The sequence below is a fragment of the Massilia sp. Root133 genome (assembly GCF_001426525.1).
Lineage (GTDB): Bacteria > Pseudomonadota > Gammaproteobacteria > Burkholderiales > Burkholderiaceae_D > Telluria > Telluria orientalis.
Genome location: NZ_LMEW01000035.1, coordinates 88,750 through 112,963, shown reverse-complemented (window position 1 = coordinate 112,963; position 24,214 = coordinate 88,750). Strand labels below are relative to the sequence as shown.

Annotated in this window: 21 protein-coding genes; 1 reads left to right on the top strand and 20 read right to left on the bottom strand. The window is 58.7% G+C overall.

From position 1 onward, the window contains the following. Positions 1-24: 24 nt before the first annotated feature. The 3 genes from ASD28_RS27260 to flhB all read right to left on the bottom strand — a co-directional run bounded on the left by ASD28_RS27260 (position 25) and on the right by flhB (position 4,811). Positions 25-1,179, bottom strand: coding sequence for a glycosyltransferase (locus tag ASD28_RS27260; protein ID WP_082579201.1), 1,155 nt, complete (start codon positions 1,177-1,179; stop codon positions 25-27). 243 nt (positions 1,180-1,422) lie between these two features. Then, entirely contained in the window at positions 1,423-3,555 is a 2,133-nt protein-coding gene (flhA, locus tag ASD28_RS27255) for a flagellar biosynthesis protein FlhA (RefSeq protein ID WP_056136222.1), read from the bottom strand. Positions 3,556-3,641: 86 nt separating this feature from the next. After that, positions 3,642-4,811 carry a flagellar biosynthesis protein FlhB gene (gene flhB, locus ASD28_RS27250; protein WP_056136220.1) on the bottom strand — a complete coding sequence of 390 codons (1,170 nt, stop codon included), beginning with the start codon at positions 4,809-4,811 and terminating at the stop codon, positions 3,642-3,644. A gap of 324 nt (positions 4,812-5,135) precedes the next feature. Between flhB and ASD28_RS27245 the strand changes: the two genes are divergently transcribed. Continuing rightward, complete coding sequence (locus ASD28_RS27245) at positions 5,136-5,474, top strand: hypothetical protein (protein WP_156650950.1); 339 nt, start codon at positions 5,136-5,138, stop codon at positions 5,472-5,474. A gap of 91 nt (positions 5,475-5,565) precedes the next feature. On the opposite strand, the gene rfbC is transcribed toward ASD28_RS27245, so the two are convergent. From rfbC to pseC, 17 genes are all read right to left on the bottom strand, one after another. After that, positions 5,566-6,117, bottom strand: a complete 552-nt coding sequence (gene rfbC / locus ASD28_RS27240) for a dTDP-4-dehydrorhamnose 3,5-epimerase (protein WP_056136218.1) — start codon at positions 6,115-6,117, stop codon at positions 5,566-5,568. A gap of 7 nt (positions 6,118-6,124) precedes the next feature. After that, on the bottom strand, positions 6,125-6,994 hold the full coding sequence (rfbA, locus tag ASD28_RS27235) for a glucose-1-phosphate thymidylyltransferase RfbA (protein ID WP_056136878.1): 870 nt from the start codon (positions 6,992-6,994) through the stop codon (positions 6,125-6,127). An 18-nt stretch (positions 6,995-7,012) separates the two neighbouring features. After that, complete coding sequence (rfbD, locus tag ASD28_RS27230; RefSeq protein WP_056136216.1) at positions 7,013-7,900, bottom strand: dTDP-4-dehydrorhamnose reductase; 888 nt, start codon at positions 7,898-7,900, stop codon at positions 7,013-7,015. Next, the gene (gene rfbB, locus ASD28_RS27225; RefSeq protein ID WP_056136213.1) at positions 7,897-8,958 is read right to left on the bottom strand and encodes a dTDP-glucose 4,6-dehydratase; all 1,062 of its coding nucleotides are present in this window, start codon (positions 8,956-8,958) and stop codon (positions 7,897-7,899) included. Before rfbB ends, rfbD begins: the two co-directional genes overlap by 4 nt. Positions 8,959-9,058: 100 nt before the next feature. Further along, on the bottom strand, positions 9,059-11,842 hold the full coding sequence (locus ASD28_RS27220) for a YjbH domain-containing protein (RefSeq protein WP_267873882.1): 2,784 nt from the start codon (positions 11,840-11,842) through the stop codon (positions 9,059-9,061). 180 nt (positions 11,843-12,022) lie between these two features. Then, a complete protein-coding gene (locus tag ASD28_RS27215) occupies positions 12,023-12,565 on the bottom strand; it encodes a WbuC family cupin fold metalloprotein (RefSeq protein ID WP_200951837.1) in 543 nt (180 codons plus the stop codon). Positions 12,566-12,615: 50 nt separating this feature from the next. Continuing rightward, complete coding sequence (locus ASD28_RS31455) at positions 12,616-13,065, bottom strand: GNAT family N-acetyltransferase (RefSeq protein ID WP_082579199.1); 450 nt, start codon at positions 13,063-13,065, stop codon at positions 12,616-12,618. A gap of 12 nt (positions 13,066-13,077) precedes the next feature. Next, positions 13,078-14,346 (bottom strand): glycosyltransferase family 4 protein, encoded by a 1,269-nt coding sequence (locus ASD28_RS27210; RefSeq protein ID WP_082579198.1) that lies wholly within the window; start codon positions 14,344-14,346, stop codon positions 13,078-13,080. 12 nt (positions 14,347-14,358) lie between these two features. Further along, entirely contained in the window at positions 14,359-15,495 is a 1,137-nt protein-coding gene (gene wecB / locus ASD28_RS27205) for a non-hydrolyzing UDP-N-acetylglucosamine 2-epimerase (RefSeq protein WP_056136874.1), read from the bottom strand. 7 nt (positions 15,496-15,502) lie between these two features. Next, positions 15,503-16,627: an NAD-dependent epimerase/dehydratase family protein gene (locus ASD28_RS27200; protein ID WP_056136209.1), complete on the bottom strand. Its 1,125-nt coding sequence runs from the start codon at positions 16,625-16,627 to the stop codon at positions 15,503-15,505. A 4-nt stretch (positions 16,628-16,631) separates the two neighbouring features. After that, complete coding sequence (locus ASD28_RS27195; protein ID WP_056136873.1) at positions 16,632-17,675, bottom strand: polysaccharide biosynthesis protein; 1,044 nt, start codon at positions 17,673-17,675, stop codon at positions 16,632-16,634. 8 nt (positions 17,676-17,683) lie between these two features. After that, on the bottom strand, positions 17,684-18,823 hold the full coding sequence (locus ASD28_RS32145; protein WP_156650949.1) for a hypothetical protein: 1,140 nt from the start codon (positions 18,821-18,823) through the stop codon (positions 17,684-17,686). Beyond that, the gene (locus tag ASD28_RS32140; protein WP_156650948.1) at positions 18,816-19,970 is read right to left on the bottom strand and encodes a hypothetical protein; all 1,155 of its coding nucleotides are present in this window, start codon (positions 19,968-19,970) and stop codon (positions 18,816-18,818) included. Before ASD28_RS32140 ends, ASD28_RS32145 begins: the two co-directional genes overlap by 8 nt. Beyond that, a complete protein-coding gene (pseI, locus tag ASD28_RS27185) occupies positions 19,957-21,024 on the bottom strand; it encodes a pseudaminic acid synthase (protein ID WP_056136871.1) in 1,068 nt (355 codons plus the stop codon). The genes ASD28_RS32140 and pseI overlap by 14 nt, the downstream gene beginning before the upstream one ends. 203 nt (positions 21,025-21,227) lie before the next feature. Next, positions 21,228-22,328 carry a UDP-2,4-diacetamido-2,4,6-trideoxy-beta-L-altropyranose hydrolase gene (gene pseG / locus ASD28_RS27180; protein ID WP_056136206.1) on the bottom strand — a complete coding sequence of 367 codons (1,101 nt, stop codon included), beginning with the start codon at positions 22,326-22,328 and terminating at the stop codon, positions 21,228-21,230. Further along, positions 22,325-23,023, bottom strand: a complete 699-nt coding sequence (pseF, locus tag ASD28_RS27175) for a pseudaminic acid cytidylyltransferase (RefSeq protein WP_056136204.1) — start codon at positions 23,021-23,023, stop codon at positions 22,325-22,327. Before pseF ends, pseG begins: the two co-directional genes overlap by 4 nt. Next, positions 23,020-24,180, bottom strand: a complete 1,161-nt coding sequence (pseC, locus tag ASD28_RS27170; protein ID WP_056136202.1) for a UDP-4-amino-4,6-dideoxy-N-acetyl-beta-L-altrosamine transaminase — start codon at positions 24,178-24,180, stop codon at positions 23,020-23,022. The genes pseF and pseC overlap by 4 nt, the downstream gene beginning before the upstream one ends. Positions 24,181-24,214 lie beyond the last annotated feature (34 nt).

Below are 24,214 nucleotides of genomic sequence, written 5' to 3'. Positions count from 1 at the left end.
TTGTAATTTGGCAGCACCGATTTCTCAGCGCACTTCAATGCCAACGTCGAGGGCCTGCTCCGCCCTGTCACCACGCCGCACCGTCCAGCGTCCACGCACGAGACGGCCATATACCGCGATATACAACACGACCTGGGCAACCACGATCGCCACGGCCGCCGGGGTCGACTGGCCGAACCAGACGCTGACTGCCACACAAGCCGCCACCGCCGGCGCCATGAAGCACGGCACCATCGCGTTGCGCTTCCAGGGACGAGCGGCGTCACGGCGCACATATTTGAAAACGAGACGGCGGAACACGAGCCCGTGCAGGTGCAATGCATCCGGCGCGCCCGGGCTGACCTTGCGGACGAACTTGCGGCGATAGATGCTGAACAGCACTTCGATGATCGGATAACCGCAGATTGCGAGAATTTGCCAGGCGCTCAGCTCCGGATGACGCACCAGCAGCAGGACCGCCATTTCCGACACCCAGAAACCGAGGAAATACGCCCCGCCATCGCCGAGGAACATTTTCCCGGACGGATAGTTCAGCATCAGGAAGCCCAGCGTGGCGCCCGCGCACAACGCACCGAGTACGGCGACGAAGCTGTCGCCGACGTGCAGTCCGACGGCGGCCAGGCCGATCGACATGATGATGATCGTACTGCCCGACAGGCCGTTGAAGCCGTCGATGATGTTGATGGCGTTGGAACCGCCTGCCACGAACACTGCGGTGGCAACGATCGCCAGCGGCGCGATCGTCAGCAGCGCATCCAGGCCCCAGATGTCCAGTTCGCCGACAGTGGCCCCCAGTGCGAGGCTGGCCACCAATGCGCTCAGCGCGGTGGCGACAAGACGCACGCGGACCGACACGCGCTTGGTGAAGTCCTCGATCAGGCCTGCCAGGAAGGCCGGCAGGCTGGCGCCGAGCAGCAGATAAATGCGCGATGCGCGGCTGGCGCTCACCTGGCCTGGAAAGATCTGCTGGAAAAGCACGAAGCCGAGCAGGATGCCGCCTATCACGGCCAGGCCGCCGATACGCGGCACGGCAGTGGTATGGACCTTTTGCACGCCGCCCAGGTCGTGGTCGTGCGTCAGGCGTCCATGCCACTTTTGAGAACGGACGATGAGTTGGCTGATGACGAAACTCGCCATCCATGCGGTCAACCCAAGCAATACAAACTGGTATTCCGGCATCTTTTACTTCCTGTACATTCGCAGACTGTCTTTGCAGCGCGTTGGGCAAATGACGATTGAGGGGTACATGACCGATTCGGCTGGGAGAACCGGTCTACTCAGACTGATTTCTTGAGCGTGCTAAGCGTTAGAGCGCAAGGATGTTAGCATAAATCAACTCTACCAATCGACTTTTGGCACGATTGAAGATGTGATTGTTGCGCTGCGGCCTCGAAAGATTCCCAACAAATTTCTTTATACCAATCAATTGGCGCCAACGAGGCTCGTGACACGAATTGTCTTGGATTCAGGAATTTCCGAGTGTGACAAGACCTTGAGCTGCGGCAACGCCCGGCGCAGGAACCGCGACAACAGCGTCCGCAGCGGCCCCGGCACGAGGAGAACCGGGGTCAGTCCCATTGCCTCTTGTTGCTGCGCAGCATTGGTAGCCTGCTGGACGATCGTGTCGGCCAGGCCAGGCTCAATGCCCGTGCCGTCGCCGCCGGCGTTCAGGGCCTGCACGAGCAGGCGTTCGAGACGGTTGTCCAGGGTCATCACGGACAGTTCGTTCGTGCCCGGGAACAATTGCTGCACGATGGCGCGGCCCAGCGACACACGCACCAGCGCGGTCAAATCGTTCGGATCGTTCGTGCTGCCCGCATGCTCGGACAGCGTCTCGATGATCGTGCGCATGTCGCGGATATGCACGCCTTCCTGCAACAGGTTCTGCAGCACTTTCTGCAACGTCGACAGCGACACGACCTTCGGCACCAGGTCTTCGACCAGTTTCGGCGCATCCTTGGCCAGGTGGTCGAGCAGCGCCTGCACTTCCATGCGGCCCAGCAGTTCCGACGCGTGCGTCGTGATCAGGTGGTTCAGGTGCGTCGCGACGACCGTGCCGGCGTCGACGACGGTATAACCCATGCTCTGCGCGTCGTCCTTCAGCGCGGCGTCGATCCAGATGGCCGGCAGGCCGAACGCGGGGTCCGTCGTCACGAGGCCCGGCAGGGTACCGCTCGCCATGCCCGGGTTGATCGCCAGGTACTGGCCGTTCATCGCCTCGCCGCTGCCCACTTCGACGCCCTTCAGCGTGATGCGGTAGGCCGACGGTTTCAGCTCCAGGTTGTCGCGGATGTGCACCGGCGGCGCCAGGAAGCCGACTTCCTGCGCGAACTTCTTGCGAATGCCCTTGATGCGCTTCAGCAGTTCGCCGTTCTGCGTCTTGTCGACGAGCGGGATCAGGCGGTAGCCCACTTCCAGGCCGAGCGTGTCGACCGGCATGACGTCCTGCCAGGTCGCCTCCTCCTGCTCCGCGGGCGTGGTGGCCGCCGCCGCGGCGCCACCGCCGGGCGACCCTGCCGGGCCCGCACCGCCGCCCGCGCGCTGCAATTCTTCCGGCGGCATGTTCTTGCGGCGCTTTTCCAGCAGATAGGCGCCACCGAACAGCGTGCTGCCCAGCAGCAGGAACACGAGGTTCGGCATGCCCGGGATCAGGCCCATGCCGCCGATGATGCCGCCCGTGATGTACAGCACTTCCGGTTTCGCGAACAGCTGGCCGACGACTTGCGAACCCACGTCCTTGTCGCTGGCCACGCGCGAAACGACCATACCGGCCGCGATCGAGATGATCAGCGACGGAATCTGCGCGACGAGGCCGTCACCGATGGCCAGCAGCGTGTAGTTCTTGACGGCGTCGCCAAAGGCCATGTCGTGCTGGACCATGCCGACGATCAGGCCGCCGACGACGTTGATCACGGTGACCAGGATGCCGGCCACGGCGTCGCCGCGCACGTATTTCGACGCACCGTCCATGGCGCCGTAGAACTCGGCTTCCATCGACACTTCGGAGCGGCGGCGCTTGGCGTCCTCTTCGCCGATCAGGCCGGCATTCAGGTCGGCGTCGATCGCCATCTGCTTGCCGGGCATCGCGTCCAGGGCGAAGCGTGCGCCCACCTCGGCGATACGGCCCGCACCCTTGGTCACGACCGTGAAGTTGATGATGGTGAGAATGATGAAGACGACGAGACCGACCGTGTAGTTGCCGCCGATCAGGAAGTGGCCGAATGCCTCGATCACCTTGCCGGCCGCGGCGCCGCCCGTGTGGCCCTCGGTCAGCACGACGCGCGTGGACGCCACGTTCAGCGACAGGCGCAGCATGGTCGTCACGAGCAGCACGGCCGGGAACGCCATGAAATCGAGGGGCTTGACCGTGTACAACGCGGTCAGCAGCACGATCACGGACATCGCGATGTTGAAGCTGAAGAACAGGTCGAGCGCGAATGCCGGCAACGGCAGGATCATCATTGCCAGCAGCAGGATGATCAGGATCGGCGCCGCCAGCGCGTTGCCGCGGGCACCGATCTTTTGCAGCCAGGCTGGCACTCTGAAACCGTTCATGCGTACTCCATCATTCAGGGATACGCCATTATTGCTGATGCCCCACGGAAACTATGCAGCAAGGAGACGGGAAAAACCGCCGTATTTCAATGACGTGGCTCGTCCGGCTTCTGCGACGCGGGGTTGAACGGGTCCATTTCCGGCGGAACCGGCAGTTTCTTCGGACGGTCCGGATACTGGTCGAGCGTGCCCTTGCTGTAGGCGCGCAGCTGGAAGACATAGGCCAGCACTTCGGCCACGGCCGAGTACAGGGCTTCCGGGATCTCGTCGTCGATTTCCGTGTGCTTGTACAGCGCACGCGCCAGGGCCGGCGCCTCCAGCAGCGCGACCTTGTTTTCCTTCGCGATCTCGCGGATCTTCGCCGCGACCTCGTCGGTACCCTTGGCGACGACGCGCGGCGCGCCCCGCTGCCCGTCCGCGTACTTGAGCGCGACGGCGAAGTGGGTCGGGTTGGTCACGACCACGTCGGCGGTCGGGACGTTGGACATCATGCGCTTCTGCGCCATCTCGCGCTGCATCTGGCGGATCTTGCCCTTGATCTGCGGGTTGCCGTCCGATTCCTTCGATTCCTGGATGACTTCCTGGCGGGTCATCTTGAGCTTGTCGGCGTAATGCCACATCTGGTACGGACCGTCGAGGATGGCGATGGCGCCCAGCGCGCCGACCATGGTCAGGAATGCCTTGGCGAGGATGCTGCCCAGGTGCGGCGCGGCCGTACCGAACGGTTCGACGACGAGGCCGATCACGGCATCCTTCTGGCTCATCACGACGAACCACGCGACCGCGCCGACGAGCAGCGTCTTGGCGACGGCCTTCAGCAGCTCGACGAGGGCATTCGTCGACACCATGTTGCCCAGGCCGCGCATCGGATTGAGCTTGCCGAAATTGGGCGTGAACGCCTTGGCGCTGAAATTCCAGCCGCCGATCAGCAGGGGCGCCGCCAGCATCATGAGCATGATGGCGCCCGCCAGCGGCAGGCACGCCAGCAGCACGCGGACCACGTCGGCGAGAACGCGTTCGACCAGCACATTCGGGTTGTAGATCTGCTCGCGGTCGAGCGACAGCCCGCGCTCCAGCACGGACGACAGCGTGTTGACGAGCCCGCCGCCCAGCATCCACATGCCGGCGCCGGCCGTCATCAAAACGGTAAAAGTGGCAACTTCGCGCGAGCGGGGAATGTCGCCGTCTTCGCGCGCCTGCCTCAGTCGTTTCTCTGATGCTGGTTCGGTCCGTTCCGCGTCGCTGTCTTCCGCCATCCTGCACTCCGTTACCTTGGTTCAGGCTGGCATTATTCCAGATGTTGCCGCAGACCTAGAGAAAAAGAAGGACGGCAAACAGCCTGCATATCGTGTTTACGATGTGCATTTTTCTACGGGCATACCAATGTGAACACACAACACACTCGGTAAAAGTGATAGGAATGTGTTCCACTATCTGTCAAAATTGCAAATTGCTTATGTCGAAAAAAGATGACATTTTCGGCTGAGCTAGCCATAAAACCGGCATTTGATGAATCAAAGCAATGTTAGCTTGCTATATAATGAGTCAAGCAACATTGCCACGCGCAGGTGCCCCGTTAATTGAACAAAGGATACGAAATGAAGAAACTCCTCGTCACGACCGCTATTCTGAGCCTGCTGTCGGCCCAGGTCCTGGCTCAAGAAGCCGCTACCGCCAACGCGGGTAACACGGCCGCTACCGGCCAGACTGGCGCCGCTTCGGGCTCCGCCGCAGGCACCGGCTCCGCTGCCGGTACCGCGGGCACCGCCGCAACGGGTACGGGCTTCATGGGCACGACCGCGATCGCTGGTCTGTCGGTCGGCACCGTGGCCGCGATCGGCGCCGCTGTCGCCGCCGTGGCCGTCGCTTCGTCGGACAACGGTTCGACCACGAACCACTCGACCACGACGCACCACTGATCCTCACCGGAACGCGTGTGCGTTCCGGTTTGGGCACTGCAAGGAAAACGGCCGCAACAGCGGCCGTTTTCTCTGGCAGGTCCTTCCGCGCTCAGTCGAACACTTCGGCTTGCGCGAGCAGTTTCCCGGCCTGGTCCTTGGCCGCCAGCTGCGGCGCGAAATCGATGGGCCAGTCGATGCCGATGGCCGGATCGTTCCACGACAGGCTGCGCTCATGCTCCGGATACCAGTAATCCGTCGTCTTGTACAGGAATTCCGCGGATTCGCTCAGGACGACGAAGCCGTGCGCGAAGCCCGGCGGCACCCACAGCTGGCGATGATTGTCCGCGCTCAGCTCCACACCCAACCAGCGGCCGAAAGTCGGCGACGACTTGCGCAGATCGACCGCGACATCGAACACCCTGCCCTGCACCACCCGCACCAGCTTGCCCTGGGCATGCTGGATCTGGTAATGCAGTCCGCGTAATACCCCCTTGGCCGACTTGCTATGGTTGTCCTGCACGAACTGGGCCTCGACGCCGGTGGCCTGGGCGAAGTCGCGCGCATTGAAGCTTTCGTAAAAGAAGCCGCGCGCGTCGCCGAAGACTTTCGGCTCCAGCATCAGGACGTCTGGAATGGCGGTCGGGGTAACGGTATATGGCATGGGCGGACTATTTCAACAGGTTCAAAAGATAATTGCCGTAGCCGTTCTTGGCCAGCGGTGCGGCGAGCTTCTGCAGCGCGGCGGCGTCGATCCAGCCCTGGCGGTAGGCGATCTCTTCCGGGCATGACACCTGCAGGCCCTGCCGCTTCTGCAAGGTCGCAATGAAGCTGGCCGCCTCCAGCAGACTGTCGTGCGTGCCGGTGTCGAGCCAGGCAAAGCCGCGGCCCATGATCTCGACGTTCAGCTTGTCGCGCTCGAGGTAGCAGCGGTTGACGTCGGTGATCTCCAGTTCGCCGCGCGCCGATGGCTTGATGTCGGCCGCCACATTGCACACGTCGTTGTCGTAGAAGTACAGGCCGGTCACGGCATACGACGATTTCGGCGCCTTCGGCTTTTCCTCGATGCTCAGGGCACGCTGGTCCGCATCGAACTCGACGACGCCATAGCGCTCGGGATCCTGCACGTGGTAGGCGAACACGGTGGCGCTGTCGGTGCGCTCGTTGGCGCTGTGCAGTTGTTTTACAAGGTCGTGGCCGTAAAAGATGTTGTCGCCAAGGACGAGCGCGCTAGGATCGTTACCCACGAAATCCTTGCCGATGATGAAGGCCTGGGCCAGGCCGTCCGGCGACGGCTGGACGGCATACTGGATGCTCATGCCCCAGCGGCTGCCGTCGCCGAGCAGTTCGGCAAAACGGGGCGTGTCCTGCGGCGTGCTGATGACGAGCACGTCGCGGATGCCGCTCAGCATCAGCGTGCTGAGCGGGTAGTAGATCATCGGCTTGTCGTAGACGGGCATCAGCTGCTTGCTGACGGCCTGGGTCACCGGATACAGCCGCGTGCCGGAACCGCCGGCCAGGATGATGCCTTTACGCTGGATTTGGGACATGGCTGCCTCTCACAGGATTTGCCGGAGCACATGGCGCACGCCTTCCTGCCACGGCGGCAGGCGCAGGTCGAACGTCGTGCGGAAGCGGGTCGTATCGAGCCGCGAATTGAGGGGACGTCTGGCCGGCGTCGGATACTGCTCGGTCGCCAGCGGCGCGACGGCATCCACACTTGCCTTGAGATGTTTACCGGCCGCCAGCGCCTCGCCGATCACGAATTGCGCATAGCCGTGCCAGCTCGTCTCGCCACCCGCCGCGACGTGATACGTGCCGTAGGGGAAGCCGGTGCTGCGCGCGCGCGCATGCTCGCGCACGAGGTGGGCGCTGAGGTCGGCCAGCAGTGCGGCCGGCGTCGGGGCGCCGAACTGGTCGGCGACGACGGTGAGGGTCTCGCGCTCGCCCGCCAGGCGCAGCATCGTCTTGGCAAAATTGCCGCCGTGCGCGCCCACGACCCAGCTCGTGCGCAGGATCAGGTGGCGCGGATTGGCGGCCGCCAGGCCCTGCTCGCCTTCCAGCTTCGTGCGGCCGTAGACGCTCTGCGGCGCCGGCACGTCGTTTTCCGTGTAGGCGCCCTGCTTCGTGCCATCGAACACGTAGTCCGTCGAATAATGCAGCACGAGCGCGCCCAGCTTCGCGCCTTCCTCGCCCAGGATGGCCGGGGCGACGGCGTTGACGGCACGGGCCGTCGCTTCGTCGGACTCGGCCTTGTCGACGGCCGTGTACGCCGCCGGATTGACGATCACGTCCGGTGCGACGCGGCGCACGAGCGCGCGCAGCGCGTCGGCGTCGGCCAGGTTGCAATCCTGCGTGCCGACGGCGACGACTTCGCCGAGCGGCGCCAGCGCGCGCTGCAGTTCGAAGCCGAGCTGGCCGTTCTTGCCGGTCAGGAGAATCTTCATGCAGCACCGTACTGTTGGCCGACCCAGGCACGGTAGCTGCCGCTCGTCACGTGCTGCACCCATTCCTGGTTGTCGAGGTACCACTGCACCGTCTTGCGGATGCCCGTCTCGAACGTCTCGGCCGGCTTCCAGCCCAGCTCGCGCTCGAGCCTGGTGGCATCGATCGCGTAGCGGCGGTCATGGCCGGGGCGGTCCGTGACGAACGTGATCTGGGTCGCGTACGACTGGCCGTCCGCGCGCGGGCTCAGTTCGTCGAGGATCGCGCACAGCGTCTTCACCACGTCGAGGTTGGCCTTCTCGTTCCAGCCGCCGACGTTGTAGACCTCGCCCAGCTGGCCCCTTTCGAGCACGCGGCGGATGGCCGAGCAGTGATCCTTCACGTATAGCCAGTCGCGGATCTGCTGGCCGTCGCCGTAGATCGGCAGCGGCTTGCCGGCCAGTGCATTGTGGATGCACAGCGGGATCAGCTTTTCCGGGAAGTGGTAAGGACCATAGTTGTTAGAGCAATTGGTGGTCAGCACCGGCAGACCATACGTGTGGTGGTAGGCGCGCACGAGGTGGTCGCTGGCCGCCTTGCTGGCGGAATACGGGCTGTTCGGTTCGTAGCGGTTCGTCTCGCGGAACGCGGGGTCGTCCTTGCCGAGCGAGCCGTAGACCTCGTCGGTCGACACGTGCAGGAAGCGGAAGGCGGCCTTGCGGTCGTCCGGCAGCCCGCTCCAGTATTCGCGTACGGCTTCGAGCAGGTGAAACGTGCCGACGATGTTCGTCTGGATGAATTCGCCCGGGCCGTGGATGCTGCGGTCCACGTGGCTCTCGGCCGCGAAGTTCACGACGGCGCGCGGCTGGTGTTCTTGCAGCAGGCGCCGCACGAGGTCCACGTCGCCGATGTCGCCCTGCACGAAGATGTGCCTAGGGTTGTCGCGCAGGCTGGCCAGGTTCTCGAGGTTGCCGGCATACGTCAGCTTGTCGAGGTTGATGACCGGCTCGTCGGTCAAGCCGCACCAGTCCAGCACGAAATTACTGCCGATGAAGCCGGCGCCGCCTGTCGTCAAAATCATATAGTCACTCCCCGGTTGACAGATCCGCACGGGCCGGTCGAGCGCCAGGTTGGCCGGCCCGGATATCCGGTGCCACCGCGCGATCAAAGATTACATTTTATCAATAAGTCCCGAACCATGCCACGCTAACGGAGTTCGTGCCCGGCGTCACGGCGAAGCTCGAACGCACATTGTCGCGCTGCGCCTGCCACAGCCAGCCGCCCACGGCCATGCCGAGCACGCTGCCGGCCACGACGTCGGATACCCAGTGCTGGCGTCCGGCCGTGCGGCCCAGCGAGCCGGCGGCGGCCAGGCCGTACAGCCACGGGGCATCGTATTCCTGGGCGAACGGCGTCACTGCCGCGAACGCCACGCTGGCGTGATTGGACGGGAACGATGCGTTCGACCGGTCCGCGGCCTTGCCCCACTGTCCCTTCCCGTCGATCGGCCGGGCACGCCCGGCGATATGCTTCGCCCCGATCGACAGGGCCGCGGCCCCGACGACCGATTCGAGCGAGATGATACCAATGTTCTGCATGCGCGCATCGCCAAACGCGACGGCCCCGGCCGCGGCGCCTGCCAGGACGACCGGCGTCGCCTTGCCGATATTGTTCCAGGCCCGCGCCACGCTGGAGCCCTGGTGCTTCTTCATGAACCGATCGACCGGCTTGTCGAGCAGTGCGCTGGCCAGGATCGCGCCGCCGCCGATGATGGCGCCGTTGCCCCATTGCGGCAGGGTCGGCGTCGACTTGACGGACTGTTCCACGCGCATGCGGAACAGCGGCCACGGATTCGGCAGTGCGTCGACCGGCGGATTCACGGCCGGCAGGTTCTGCTCGTCGCGCCGCTCGGCGAAGTTGCCGAGGCCGTCGAACGTGTTCAAGTCGCGGCGCGGCTGCTCGACGAGATCGTACAGGTCGCCCGGGCTCGCCACCATCTGGCCGACGTCGCGGGTCCATGGCGACAGGGCCACGCCTGCGGTGGTCTGCGTGTCGGACAACAGCATGATGTTCAGCGGCACCGACAGGAAGATACCCTTGTCGTTGTACGGGTTCGACGGCGAGCCCGGGTTCGTGATGTCCTTGCCGCTCGTCTTCGTGTACCAGGCGCCGATTTCCACACCGGACGGGAAGCGCCGCTTGAACTCCATGCGCACGCCGTTGTCCTTGGCGAGGAAGCGGCCGGCGCGGGCCGTCGCGGTGACGTCGTACGGCAGCTTGTAATGCAGGGACGCGAAGCCGCTGACGGTCTGGTAGTCGCGCTTGTCGAACCACCCTTTCACGCCGCGCTGCTGCAGGGCGTCGACGTTCACGTCGGCGGCCCAGCGGCTGTCCTTCGGCAGGTACAACACCTGGCCGCCGATGCCGCGGAACATCTCTTCGTACAGACCGCCGGAGACGCGCGCATACACGCGCTCGGTGGGCATCATGTATTTGTTGAGCATCAGGCGGTTCAGCTTGAAACGGCCGCCGCGCTTGTAGTCGGCGATGTCCGAGCGCACGTGGGGCAACAGGCTGTTCGACGCCTGCGTAACGCCCGACACGGTCTCGTACACGGTGAGCTTGAAGTCGCTGTTCAGGAACAGGCCCGGGGCCAGGCGGCGGTCATAGGTACCTGCAGCCCACAGTTCGTAGCGCAAGGCGCCGCTCGGGTCGTTGAAGAACATCGACAACTTGGGATACACCTTGAAGCGGTTCGCCTCGCGGTCTTCCGACGCCAATTGCACCGTATTACCGTCCTGGCCCACCTGCACCTGCAAGGCGCCCTCGTTCGCGACGGCAGCCAGCATGCCGTGCTGGTCCTCCCCGATCTGATCGCTCGGCTGGGCATAACGCACGATGACAGTCTGCAGGAAGGCCTCGCGATTCGACAGCCCGGTCAAATAGTCCGTCAGACTCTGCAGATCGGTAAATTCATACGTCGCGATGGGCTGTTCCAGTTTCGTGTACGCGATTTGCATCCTGCGCGTGCCCTGCGGCGCAAAGGCAAGCGCGGTACGCGCCGCACGGCCGACCGCGCGGCCGAGATTGGAGATGCGACTGTTCGTCAACGACAGCTTCAGCGTGCCGTCTTCGAACGTAACGCGGACGTTCTTGAAATCCTGCTTGATCAGCGCCTGCACGAGCGCGGCGCCATGGCTGGGCTGCTGCTGCCATTCCTCGCCCGTGACGCGCGGCGGCGCCTGCTTCGGGTCGAACGGGGCAGGTTCGTACAGTTTGGGGACGAATTCGCGTTCGCCGAACGGGATGCTGAGATAGGCGTTGGCACTGAAATGGTCGCGATGCCGGGCGACCTGGGCGCCGAGCCAGCCCCAGCGGTATTCGAGGCCGACGGCGGGGCCTTTTTCGCGTTTGCCGGCCGCCGTGCGGGACGCCTGAAAGTCCTTCTTGTAGTCGTTGGCATCGTACTCGGCCACGACAGCCCAACCGGGCGCAGCCAGGGGCGCCCAACGCACGCCGGCAAATATCCCGTCGGGCCGGCGATGGCCGTAGCCGATACTTGCCTCGACATTCCGGGCCTTACCGAACGTCTTCGACGCGACGATGTATTCGCCGGTGAACAGTTCAGTACCGAACAAATCCGTTCTTCCAATGGCCACCTCCGGCAACCAGCCCGATTCGCTGAGCAACCGCAGCTTGGCGTCCATGACCTTGTCCTTGAAACGGCCGTAATTGCTGCCGTACTGGCCCGGGACATCCGTAAAACCGGCGATACCGTTAATCGATACATAGCGCCCAGTCATCTGCAAGAACGGCAGCATGGTCGCGGAAGTCCAAAAGCTGCCGTAAGGCCGATCATAGCTGTAGCCTACGGACACCGTACCATCGCGCTCTACCCAGGCGCTCGGCATACTTATGTAACCCGACTGTCCCTGGGTTCCTGGAGTGGCCGCTAACGCATTCACCGCTCCAAAAATCAAATAACCGCACCAGGAATACTTCAGCGTTTTTCTATTCTTTTTCAACACGAGTGACAGTTTTATCCAAAAGGCTGACTGCTTATCGAAAATGCAGACTTAGAAACAGAAATCGGCATTTCATCACGAATGCCGATTCCACGTTCATGGATGGTCGCGACCAGCTCCTCAACCAGTCACCGGTCGCGGATTCCATTCGTCGATCAATTTTTGCAACGCTTTCATGTAATCAAGCGCCTGTGGCGTTCCCTCCTCCGGCGCCCACGATGCCAGCTCCTTGGCCGCGTTAGGGTTGAAGGGGCCGCCCTTCAGTTCCAGCAGTACGGCCGCCTCGGTCAACGCCACGACCGTATGCCATGTGCCGGGCGACAGTTCAACCCCAGGCGCGATATCGTCGCCAAAACGCTCGGTACCGAACTTGACAACATTCGAAGGGTTCCCGGCATCGTCGAAAACCACGAGGGCAAACATCCCCTTTACCGCAAACAGGTCTTCTACTTTTGGATCCAGCAAATGACGATGCGGGCGGATGTAGCTGCCGATACCGATGGCATTAAACAACCTCTGGCACGGATCGGCGTACTCCTTGTGGATATTCCGATGCTGGCGAAGACGAGCCGATGCCTCTGCCTCGTTTACGAGCCCGTTCAGGCACGACGTAGAGAAAATTTCGATGCCGTGTCCAGCTTCCATGTTGCCGCCAATTGCCATTGCATTCCTTAAATGAAAATCTCGCCAGAAGCGTCCGCGACGCCGGCCGCTTATACGCAGGCCATCCTGCGAAAATGCAGGATTTCTCCATCCTGCCTGGCCATCTGCATTCCGGCTGCTTCCGCCACCTTGACGGATGCCGTATTTCCGACCTTTACCTCAGCTTTGACGACGCACTTTTTGGCGACTTCATCTGCAACGGCTTTGACCATGTGCTTTGCTATTCCTTTGCCTCTTGCTCCAGGCGCGATCGTCCAGGATAACTCGGCAGAACCATTTGCATCGTAGTCCGTTCGAACAGTTCCGACCGGCACGCCATCTTTTTCAGCAATCAACAACTGCCGCATGGGATTTTCGAGAGTAGCGCGGAACCAGGCAACATGCGAGGAAAAATCAATCGCTTCCGTATTGTGACTGCTCAGTCTCGTCACTGGATCGTTTCGCCAGTTGAAAATAACTTCCGCATCCTCAATGGTCGCGCGACGTAGAACCAATTCCATTTCACATTCCACTCAGACACGTGGTATCGAAAGTTTCGATTCCTCGTTCGACTTCGCGGCCGACGCAGATTGCCGCTGCGTTTCCTTTTGGTGAACGCCAAGCGCAGTCACGACCTGCTGTGCAGCCGCCTCCGCCGAAAATTGGTGGGAAAACAGAGCTTTGCAACGCGACTTGAATGCCGCATCCGAATCCAGTCGCGCAATCAGGTCCTCGGCGAGCTCCGCGAGAGTGTCGAGAGAATTGTCCTCACTGACCGCGCCCACCCCTTCGCCGCGGATCAGCTCTGCCAGATCATTTCCGCGATTAATATTTGCCAAGACCGGCAGCCCACTCTGCATATACGTCAAGAACTTGCCGGGGATGTTGTGCGACTTATGCCGGCAATCGAGCGCCACCAGCCCGACGTGGCACTGCGCATACAGATCCGGTATCTCGTCCGGATGAATCTCATCTCGAAACAACACATTGTCCAGGCCACGGGCCGCCGACTCGGCGGCGAGCCTTTTTGCGTCACTGCCGCGTCCAACGAAAAGAAACCCGATGTCGCCCCTGCTGCGCAGACGTTCAGCCAGGTCGAGCAGAATATCCATGCCCTGGGCGATCCCCATATTGCCGGCATAAACGAATACTTTGCGCCCGTGGAGGGACGTTTTCGATACATTGATCGAACATCCGATGCCTGCGGCCGGCCCGAGCCAGTTCTGCAGGACTTCCAGTGAACGGCCGGGACGCGTCGCCCAATCCTTGAAGTACGTGAGGTTGCCGGGAGTCTGCACGCCGATCGTATCAGCCACTGAATACTGATAGCGGGCGACCATGTCGAAGAATCGATATGGCAGGCCGCGCCCCATCAGGCCCATGTCGACGGCCCACTCCGGGAAGATATCGCGAATGATCAGATATCCCTTGCACCCACTGGCACGCTTCAGGGCCTTCGCGAACGGGCCGTGAAAAATCGATGGTGCATACCAGACGACACCGTCCCATTTGACCTTCGCCAAGGGGCTCTTCCGGAAATTTCGCTTCATCGCGAACGGCATCAGGAACTCGCCGACCGTACGACGCAGATACGAGATGTCCTTGATCTTGGGCGCCGCCAGTCGAAGCACTTCTACACCATCCATGGTTTCAAGAGACCATGCTTGCTTGAGTTCGGCCGATGGCAACAGCACCGTCAACTCATGCCCCTGGCGCACGAGCTCGCGCGACAGGTCGCGCAATTGCACGGCACCGGAAGTGCGAAACGGCGGAAAAGTGTCGGCGATTAACGCAATGCGCATCTACTTGTTCCTTTAATACTTTTTCCAGACAACACGATTAACGTAATCGGTATAGCTGTGCACGATGCGCACCACTTTTTCCGAAACGTTCGGCATGCTGTAATCGCCGACCAGGCGTAAACCCCGATCGTCGCCGCGTGGCTGCGTGGCCAATATTTCGAGTCCTTGGCGCACCCGGTCGACTTCCAGCCCGACCAGCATGACCGCCGCTTCTTCCATGCCCTCTGGCCGCTCATGGGCTTCGCGCAGATTCAGCGCCGGGAAATTCAGAATCGACGATTCTTCATTGATCGTGCCGCTATCGGAGAGCACGGCCCTTGCCGACATCTGCAGCTTGACATAGTCATGAAAACCCAACGGTTTCATCAGGCGTACCTGGGGATGGAATGCCGCACCGGTGGCGTCGACGCGCTTTTGGGTGCGCGGATGCGTGGATACGATGACGGGCAGGCCATGATCTTCCGCGACCGCATTGAGAACCGAAACGAGCTTGCTGAAGCTGCGTTCCGACTCGATGTTTTCCTCGCGGTGTGCGCTGACGACGAAATACTGCCCGGGTTGCAGCTCCAGGCGTTCGAGAACATTGGACGCCTCGATCCGGGGACGGTAATACGACAGCACCTCGTACATCGGGCTGCCCGTCTTGATGACCTGATCCGGCGGCAGCCCCTCACGCATCAGATAATCACGCGCGATCGTGCTGTAAGTGAGATTGATGTCCGCCGTGTGATCCACGATCCGGCGATTCGTCTCTTCAGGAACGCGCTGGTCGAAGCAGCGATTGCCTGCTTCCATATGAAAAATCGGTATCTTGCGCCGCTTGGCCGGAATCACGGAAAGACAGCTGTTGGTATCGCCCAGGACGAGCATTGCTTCGGGGTTGACCTCGCCAAGCACCTGGTCCACAGCGATGATGAGATTACCGATCGTATGGGCGGCCCCGGTACTGCCTGCTGCACTGTTCAGGAAATAGTCCGGCTTACGCACGCCCAGGTCATCAAAGAACACCTGGTTCAGCTCATAATCGTAATTTTGTCCCGTGTGGACGAGCACGTGATCGCAATGCGTATCCAGTGCCGCCAGGACACGTGACAGGCGAATGATTTCCGGCCGGGTACCGACCACGCTTACAACTTTCAGTTTTTTCATCATTTTTTCACAGCGGGCACGCGAACGTGTCCGGTTTGGAGCGGTCGAAGACTTCGTTGGCCCATAACATTGCGATCAGCTCGTCGGTTCCGACATTCGTAATGTCATGTGTCCAGCCGGGAACCGTCTCGACGATTTCAGGTTTGTCGCCACTCGTATGGATTTCCCAAGTCTCGCCAGTCTGCATGTGCCGGAATCTGAAGCGTGCTTGTCCCTTAATGACGAGGAACTTTTCCGTTTTCGTGTGGTGATAATGACCACCCCGCGTTACGCCGGCGTGCGCGGTGAAGTAGGAAAATTGCCCACTGTCCGGCGTCTTCAGCATTTCCACAAAGACTCCGCGCTTGTCGGCATGCTGCGGCACGGTATAGGAAAACGATTCCTTAGGCAGGTAGCTGACATAGGTCGAGTACAAGGCGCGCTCCAGTCCCGTGCCGACCCGTTCGGTCATCAAGGTGTGGCGACTGTCACGAAAGGCTTGCAGCTGAGTTGCCAGCTCACCAACTGTAATGGTGTAACGGGGAGATACTTGCGCAAATCCCTGCTCATCCAAGACAGGGAACTGGCCATCCATGGCTCGTACGAAAACGTCGACAACGTCGTCTACGTACACCAGAGTAAGGACTGCCGCAGGATCATTGATCTTAATCGGCAACCCGGAAGCAATATTGTGGCAATACGTCGCCACTACGGAATTATAATTCGGGCGGCACCATTTACCAAAGACATTTGGTAACCGAAAAATGGATACCGGAATGTCATGCTTCGACGCTGCATGAACAGCCTCCTCCGCCATTCGTTTGCTGACACCGTAGGGATTGTCGAGTTCCGCCTGGATCGAAGATGCATACAGTACCGGCACCTTCCGACCAGTGCGCGTTGCAAGATCACATACCGCTTCCGAAAGCTCGGCCGTCAGGTCCGTGTTGCCAGTCTTGAACTCTTCGGCATGTTGCGGCCGATTCACGCCAGCCAGGTGAAAAACGAATTCCACGCCTTCCAGTTTGGAACGCAGTGCCGACACATCGTCATCGCGCGTAAAACAGACGACCTCAACATCTGTACGCTCGGCAAGGTGTTGACGCAGGTTTTTCCCCAGGAATCCGTTCGCCCCGGTAATCAGCACCTTCATTGGCTTATTCCCCGACTTCCGCAGGCTCACCGCGAACGATGCGCTGCATAAAGTCCAACTTGAGCAGCAACTGTTTCATCCCTTCGACGTCGAGTCGCGTGGTGTTGTGGGAGTTATATTCCTCGCCATGCAAAGCTTGCGTGATACGCTGCTCGCCTTCCTCGACAAACTTAGCGTAGTTCAGGTCGCGACCATCGGGCGGGACACGGAAGTAGTCGCCCATGTCTTCGGAGCATGCGCGCTCTTCGCGGCTCAGCAAGGACTCGTACAGTTTCTCGCCGTGACGCGAGCCGATCACCGCAACGGGGTGGTCACGCTTATCCATCAACTCCAGGATAGCGGTCGTGAGCACCTCGACTGTCGCAGCCGGCGCTTTCTGCACGAAGATATCGCCGTTATTACCATGCTCGAATGCGTACAACACCAGATCCACTGCGTCGGCAAGCGTCATCATGAAGCGGGTCATCATCGGGTCGGTGACCGTGATCTGTTTCCCTTCCTGGACTTGTTGCACGAACAGCGGAATCACCGAACCGCGCGATGCCATCACGTTACCATAGCGCGTGCCGCAAATGACGGTCCCGGTACCCTCGAGATTTCGGCTCGCAGCAACCATGACTTTCTCCATCATGGCCTTGCTGATGCCCATCGCATTGATGGGATAAACGGCCTTATCGGTGCTCAGGCACACGACGCGTTTCACACCAGCATTAATGGCCGCGTTCAGCACATTTTCGGTACCCAGCACGTTGGTGCGTACCGCCTGCATGGGGTGAAACTCGCACGACGGGACCTGCTTCAACGCGGCGGCGTGGAACACGAAATCGACACCGCGCATTGCACTGTTCACGCTGCGCTCATCGCGCACGTCCCCGATATAGAATTTCAGCTTCGGGTTGTTGTAGCGCTTGCGCATGTCGTCCTGCTTCTTTTCGTCGCGGCTAAAAACCCGGATTTCACGAATATCCGAGTCCAAGAAGCGCTTCAAAACAGCGTTACCAAACGAGCCAGTACCACCCGTAATCAAAAGAACCTTGTCATTGAACATCATATACCTCAATTAAAATCTCGCGCCGCACTAGCATACGATTTCTCATGCAGTCGCGCCTTAAAAATAGTAACGCTTATTAAACACCAGTACATATAACCGGTCGGCCAAAGGCGCGGCAGATCGGTCGTAAGCATGGCTAGAAAAAATGCACCGTGCAACAGCCCCGCCAGTTTCATCCTCAGCCGAATACAATGGAAGATGGATATCAACTGGACCACAACAAAACTCATCACCAACGAAACTCCCCCGTACGACATCATGTCCAGGTAAGCGTTGTCAATCAGCGATGTATTCGAAAAACCGAAAAGCGTCTCCATGGGAGACAAATCAGTCAATTTTTCCAGTAAAGCAAATATATTAACCGAACGAATTTCTCCACTTTCAAGACTAAAATCGCGCAGTTCGTAGACACTCCAGAGATCTGCGATCTCATCCATACTCATCAACAACAGCAGGGGAACCACCAGGAGAACAGTGAAACGCCAGCGCGACGGGAGCAGAACAAAGGCCATTGCCGCGTAGATGGCCATACCGGTTTTCGACCCCGTTATGACCAGCGTCAGTGCGGCCAGCAGGGCAATTGCCGCATTCATGACCTTCGTTCTCGAGTAATAATGGTAGACAGCAGCGAGTATGGCGACAATGATCCCTGTATTATTCGGATTAATAAAAGGCCCAGCACCACGCAAACCAGAACGCGAAAAATCCTGAGAAATTCCACCAAAAAACAATTCAGATGTGGTTGAAGCAAAAATCACAAAAATTGCGACCAGACAAAAACGCTCGACAAATACCCTGGATTCAAAAAACCTGAGCGCGAACGGCCCGAAGAAATAACCAAACATCGCAATAGTGTATTGAAATAAAAGGAGATTATTCTCATTTACCCAATACAATTGCAGACACAGCGAAACACCGATAGGGATGACAATAAAACTGATCCAACTCAATGTACTCGAACTGATTCTTGCTTGTATCAATGCCGGCAAGGTGACGATGAGGCAAACATATTTCAAGTATGAAATCCATCCTCCCCCACCTTCGGACGAAGTGTAGTGCTGCTCAGGGAAAGCATAATAAAGCAGACCATGAGCAATAAAAACAAGAAAGAAAGGAGCGATCCAGTACTTATCACGTCTAAACATTTAGCGCATTTCTTATGAATATCTCACGATCAACTTCTTTCCCGGCGAGCTTGTCTGCACTGCCCTCCAGAACCGACCCAATTTGGGTTAATTCAAAACCATATTTAAGCGATGGAAATACCAGTCCGGTACCTGGACGATCAAAGAACACGACCTTTTTCCTGAGTAAAAAATCTACAGCAGAAGTCGAGTTTTTCGTCACCAGAGCATCGTAGCTTTCAGCAAGACTCTCCATATTTCCGGTTTCGCTTCCAAGCCATGGCGCATGTCGCCTGAACCATAGCTTGAGGAGCCACTGCAACTTGGTTGCGGGATGGAGTTTTACCGCCACCCGCAATGCGGATTTGTCTGGAATTTGCGAATCGAGTGCCATCACAAGTTCCTTGACCTCTCCGTGAAAAAACGACGGCGCGACAAGAATGCTGTGGATCGCTTGCGAACTCGGTGCTTCCGACTTCAGCATGTGATCAGCCGGAAATCGGCCTTTTACCAGTAATTCTCCAATCTTATTTCTGGACGAATAATGCTTTCTTGAAAGTTCGCCCCACGCCCAGAACTCTCGAGCGACTGTCGGAAAGTAGAACTTTTCGCTCAGCACCAAGCCGTGCTGTACGACAATGGTGCGACAATTAACGTTGCGGTGCAATGCATACAATATCGCCGCCACATCGTAAGGTTGGTCATTGTAGCAAACGAAAGAAGTCACATTACCGAAATATCGCTGCACAAGCCGTTCCATGGCGCAGGAAAAGGCCAGAAAATACAAGCTCAGATACCTCTTTCGTCCCGTCATTAACAGCATAACGAGATACCCCAACTGCTGGATCAACTCACCTGCCGTTATTCTCCCAATCGCTTGACACCCGACAATTTCTGCTGCCGCCGACAGCAACTGGATGCCTCCGAATTCGGTTTTAAGAGCGCTCGAAAGATTATTGTGATGCCTTAACTGATTTGAACCCTTGATGAAAGCAACAGCGCCAACTGGAGATTCACCTGATTGTCCGCGAAAGTAAGAAAACGACGTGAAAAAATATTTCGCAAACAAGAAGAATCTTTTCCCTGACTCCAATAACTTATAGGAGTGTCTATTCCCTTCACCGGCAACGGTTCGCAACCGCTCCAGTGATGGATCAATTCTTCTCATCAGGCATTCCAATATCCTCGAATGTGACTGGACTGAATTTCGTTATTGGCTGCACAACCTTGGCGCCAACGACCGAGTCCCAGTACTTCGGAGGCAGGCCGTAACCTGGTCTGACACTGCGAATACTTTCAGCAGTCACGACGTCGCCAGCCTGCATATCCGCCACAAAATACAGTGAGCGTCTGAACTTGGCATTGCCTTTCTCACTCGACTTCAAGCCGTAATCGACCTGCCCGAGAGCTGCCCAGGCAGTGCGCGCCCCTTGGCACAACATCTTCAATTCGCCTGGCTCGAGAGAAAAACTATCATCTGGTCCGCCACCATTACGATCGAGCGTAAAATGTTTTTCGATAACCGAGGCACCAAGCGCCACACTGGCGATGGCAGTGGTGTTGTCGATTGTATGATCAGACAAACCCGTTACCAGCCCAAATCGGCGCACCATGTCTGCAAGTGTCCGCAAGTTGTATTCTTCAGGCAGGGCAGGATATCCGCTCACGCAATGCAAAATCGCGATCTCCTTGGCTCCCCCGTCGCGTGCGGCCTGAATGGCCTCTTCAATTTCTTGTGCGTCAGCCATGCCGGTGGAAATGATCATCGGCTTACCCGTGCTTGCGACGTATTTAATCAGGGGCAAATCAACTGCTTCGAACGATGCAATCTTATAAGCCGGGGCATTCAATTCTTCCAACAGATCGACTGCAGTATTGTCGAATGGCGAACTGAAAATTGTAATGCCGAGCTTTCGCGCATACTCAAACAGCGGCTTGTGCCATTCCCACGGCATATGCGCTTCGGCGTACAGGTCGTAAAGGGTTCGCCCGCCCCACAAGCCACCGTGGATACGAAACTCTTCATTATCGCAATCGAGCGTAATCGTGTCCGGCTTGTACGTTTGCAGTTTTACCGCATCGGCACCGGCCTTCTTCGCCTCTTCCACAATTTTGAGGGCAGTCTCCAATTTACCATTGTGATTGGCGGAAAGTTCCGCGATCACGTATGGGGCTTCGTTCTGGCCGATTTTTCGACCATCAATGGTAATTGTCGGCGTCATATTACAATCCATTTGTTTTCAATACTTTGATTAACAAGTCATCAAGCTTTTGCCGCCATTTCTTGGGCCAGTGTCCCGAGGCGCGCAACATTATTCTTTTATACTACCTGTGCTGTGCGCCCTGCGCGCATCAGCTGGTGCCTATTGTCGTCGATTGGACAAAATTGGTTGATTGCATTCATTCAGAATCCTGATGTACTCCTTTAATCGAGCAACGCAGAGCGAACGCGGTTGGTTCCCGCGCCATCACATACGCGCGCGCTCGATTCGGACATATGACGAAGACGTTGTGGATCGCCATTCAAACGCGAAATCGCGGCAATGAAGTCGGCTTTGAAGTGCCGCCCCAACTCGAACGCTTCGACAGCTCCTGTGTCGCGCAAAGCTGCGGACACTTCCCGTTGATTGAATGCGAGAGTCAGCATAAAAGTCGGCAGGCCAACCGCGCAACGTTCCCACGACGTGCTGCCCGCGGCACCGATCGACAAGTCGCTCTCGGCCATGAGTTCGGCGACATTCGTCGCATTCACCAATACTTCGGTCTTGCGTGGCATGATTACCGCCTTTGCTCGCACGGCATCAAGCCATGGCGCACGCGGCCCCATCAACACGATGACGCGGCAGCCCGACGGTAGTGGGCAATCCGCCAACGCGTCGAGAACCGCCGAAGTCGCATTGTCCTTATCCACACCGCCCATCGTGACAAGAATCGTGTCAAGCCTCGCGTGCCGGCGGCGCGCCAGGCTATAGGCCCGCATCGACGCGAATTCGCCCCGCAACAACGCATATTTCACGCCGACGAGGACCTTGCACTCCGACGGCACCAGGCCAGCATAGTCAGATGGGTCCCGTCCAAGATTCTGGTCGAGTAAGACCGCACAATCATGCTCACGGTCGGCAAGATCGTCAATTACCATGACTCGCGCACAGGCATTCGCTACTTCACGCTCCCATCTGGCGTCCAGTGCGTAGTGATCGACGATCAGCCAATCAATATCAAAGTCACCCAGCAAAGTCCGCGTTTGTTGGGCGTCGGTCGACCATGTGGCGCCTAGCCACGCCGCATGTGCGGGCTGTCCTGCTTCCTTTGGTACGCCAAAGCCTTCGCAAACCGGCAGAGCGAACGTTTCAAAGCCGCGCTGGCGGATCAGCTCGATCAGATTTCCGTCGTGTGCACGGCTGATGAAACGGCATACCGCACCCTGCTCACGCAACGCATCCGCCAAGGTCAGGCAGCGCATGAGGTGTCCGGTCCCGATTTCGAGCGAAGCATCCACTCGAAAGGCGATGTTCTGCTGTTTCATAAGGCAGAGCTATTGCCTAGCGCGGAAAACATCAATTCGGCACGGACCCAGTCTTCAAGCGTATCGATGTCCTGGACACGATAACGCGGCAGGATCACTGGTGCAGAGTTACCCGACAGCACTGCCGTCCCTGCCAGCCAAGCGTCAGTCCGGCCCCAATAGAATTGACCAGCGTCATGCCATGCATCTTCCAGATCCTGCGAGCGGGTGTTTGCATGTTCCGGGTAATACATCTGGGTCATACCGTTATCGCCAATCCGAAGCGCCCGCTGAATTGGAAAGGCGTAGCTTGTCACAGAGAATGCATAGTCGCAACCGGTGGTCTCCAGCAGATTCAAGCCTTGCAGCAAGTCCGATGCCTGTACAAATGGTGCTGTCGCGTAAAGACAGCAAACCATGTCCGGTATATTGCCAGTCTGGCTCTGCCAATTGACCGCATGGGCGATCACCGGCACCGTCGTCGCATGGTCATCAGATAACTCGCGCGGGCGCATGAAGGGCACTTCCGCACCATAACGCCTTGATATTTCGGCAATTTCTTCGTCGTCCGTGGAAACAATGACACGGTCGAAGCACTTGCTCTCAAGTGCAGCTTCGATAGACCATGCGATCATCGGCTTGCCACAGAAAGTCCGGATATTCTTGCGCGGAATTCGTTTACTGCCGCCACGCGCCGGGATGACTGCAAGCCTCATTGCGCAAGAGCGTCCTTAATCGCTGAAACGACCTCGGCCTGTTCGGCATCGGTCAGGGTGGGATACATCGGAATACTGATCGCTTCAGTATAGTATCGCTCCGCTTCAGGGAAATCGCCTTGTTTGAATCCCATCGCCTGGTAATAAGGTTGAGTGTGCACAGGAATATAATGCAGATTGACGATGATATCCCTGGCGCGTAGGAATTCAAATACCTGCAAATGCGTCCGGTTCGTCTTGTCCAACTGAAGACGAATAATGTAAAGATGATATGCCGAATAACCGTCCGGATCCTGCCATGGCAGGGTCAGTGGCAAGCCGTCGAGCATCTCGTTATAGCGACGCGCGATTTCATGGCGACGCTCCACATAATGGTCCAGACGTGTCATCTGGCTAACGCCGAGCGCCGCCTGGATATCAGTCATTCGATAGTTAAATCCCAACGCTACCTGTTGATAATCCCAGGGACCGGCCATCGGCTTCGTCATCAAATTCGGGTCACGGGTAATGCCGTGACTGCGCAGCAATCCGAGACGAACCGCGACTTCCGGGTCGTTGGTAATGGCCATGCCACCCTCGGCAGTCGTAATAATCTTTACTGGATGGAAACTAAAGACAGTGATGTCGCTGTAACGACAATTCCCGATGGGCTCGCCAAGATACCGGCCTCCAATGGCGTGCGATGCGTCTTCGATGATCTTGAATCCGAAACGTTGGGCAAGCGCGTGAATGGCCCGCATGTTGCAGGGCTGGCCGCTCAAATGAACCGGTACGACGATCTTAGGCAGACGTCCCTGCTCCGCTGCCTTGATAAGTTTGGCTTCGAGCGCATTCGGGCACAAGTTGTATGTTTTGGGGTCGATATCGACGAAATCAACCTCCGCCCCGCAATAAAGCGCGCAGTTCGCCGATGCGACAAAGGTATTCGGAGTAGTCCACAGCCAGTCTCCGGGACCAAGGCCCAGCGCCAGGCATGCGATATGAAGTGCCGACGTCGCGCTGTTGACAGCGACTGCATGTCCTGCACCGACGTGCTCGCGCACAGCCTCTTCGAAACGGGCGATGGCTGGCCCTTGGGTAAGGTTGACCGATTTCAGGACGTCAACGACTGCATCGATGTCTGCCTGCGTAATATCTTGTTGGCCGTATCTGATCATGCTTGCGAAATATGTAGATTGTTGAGAATTTTAA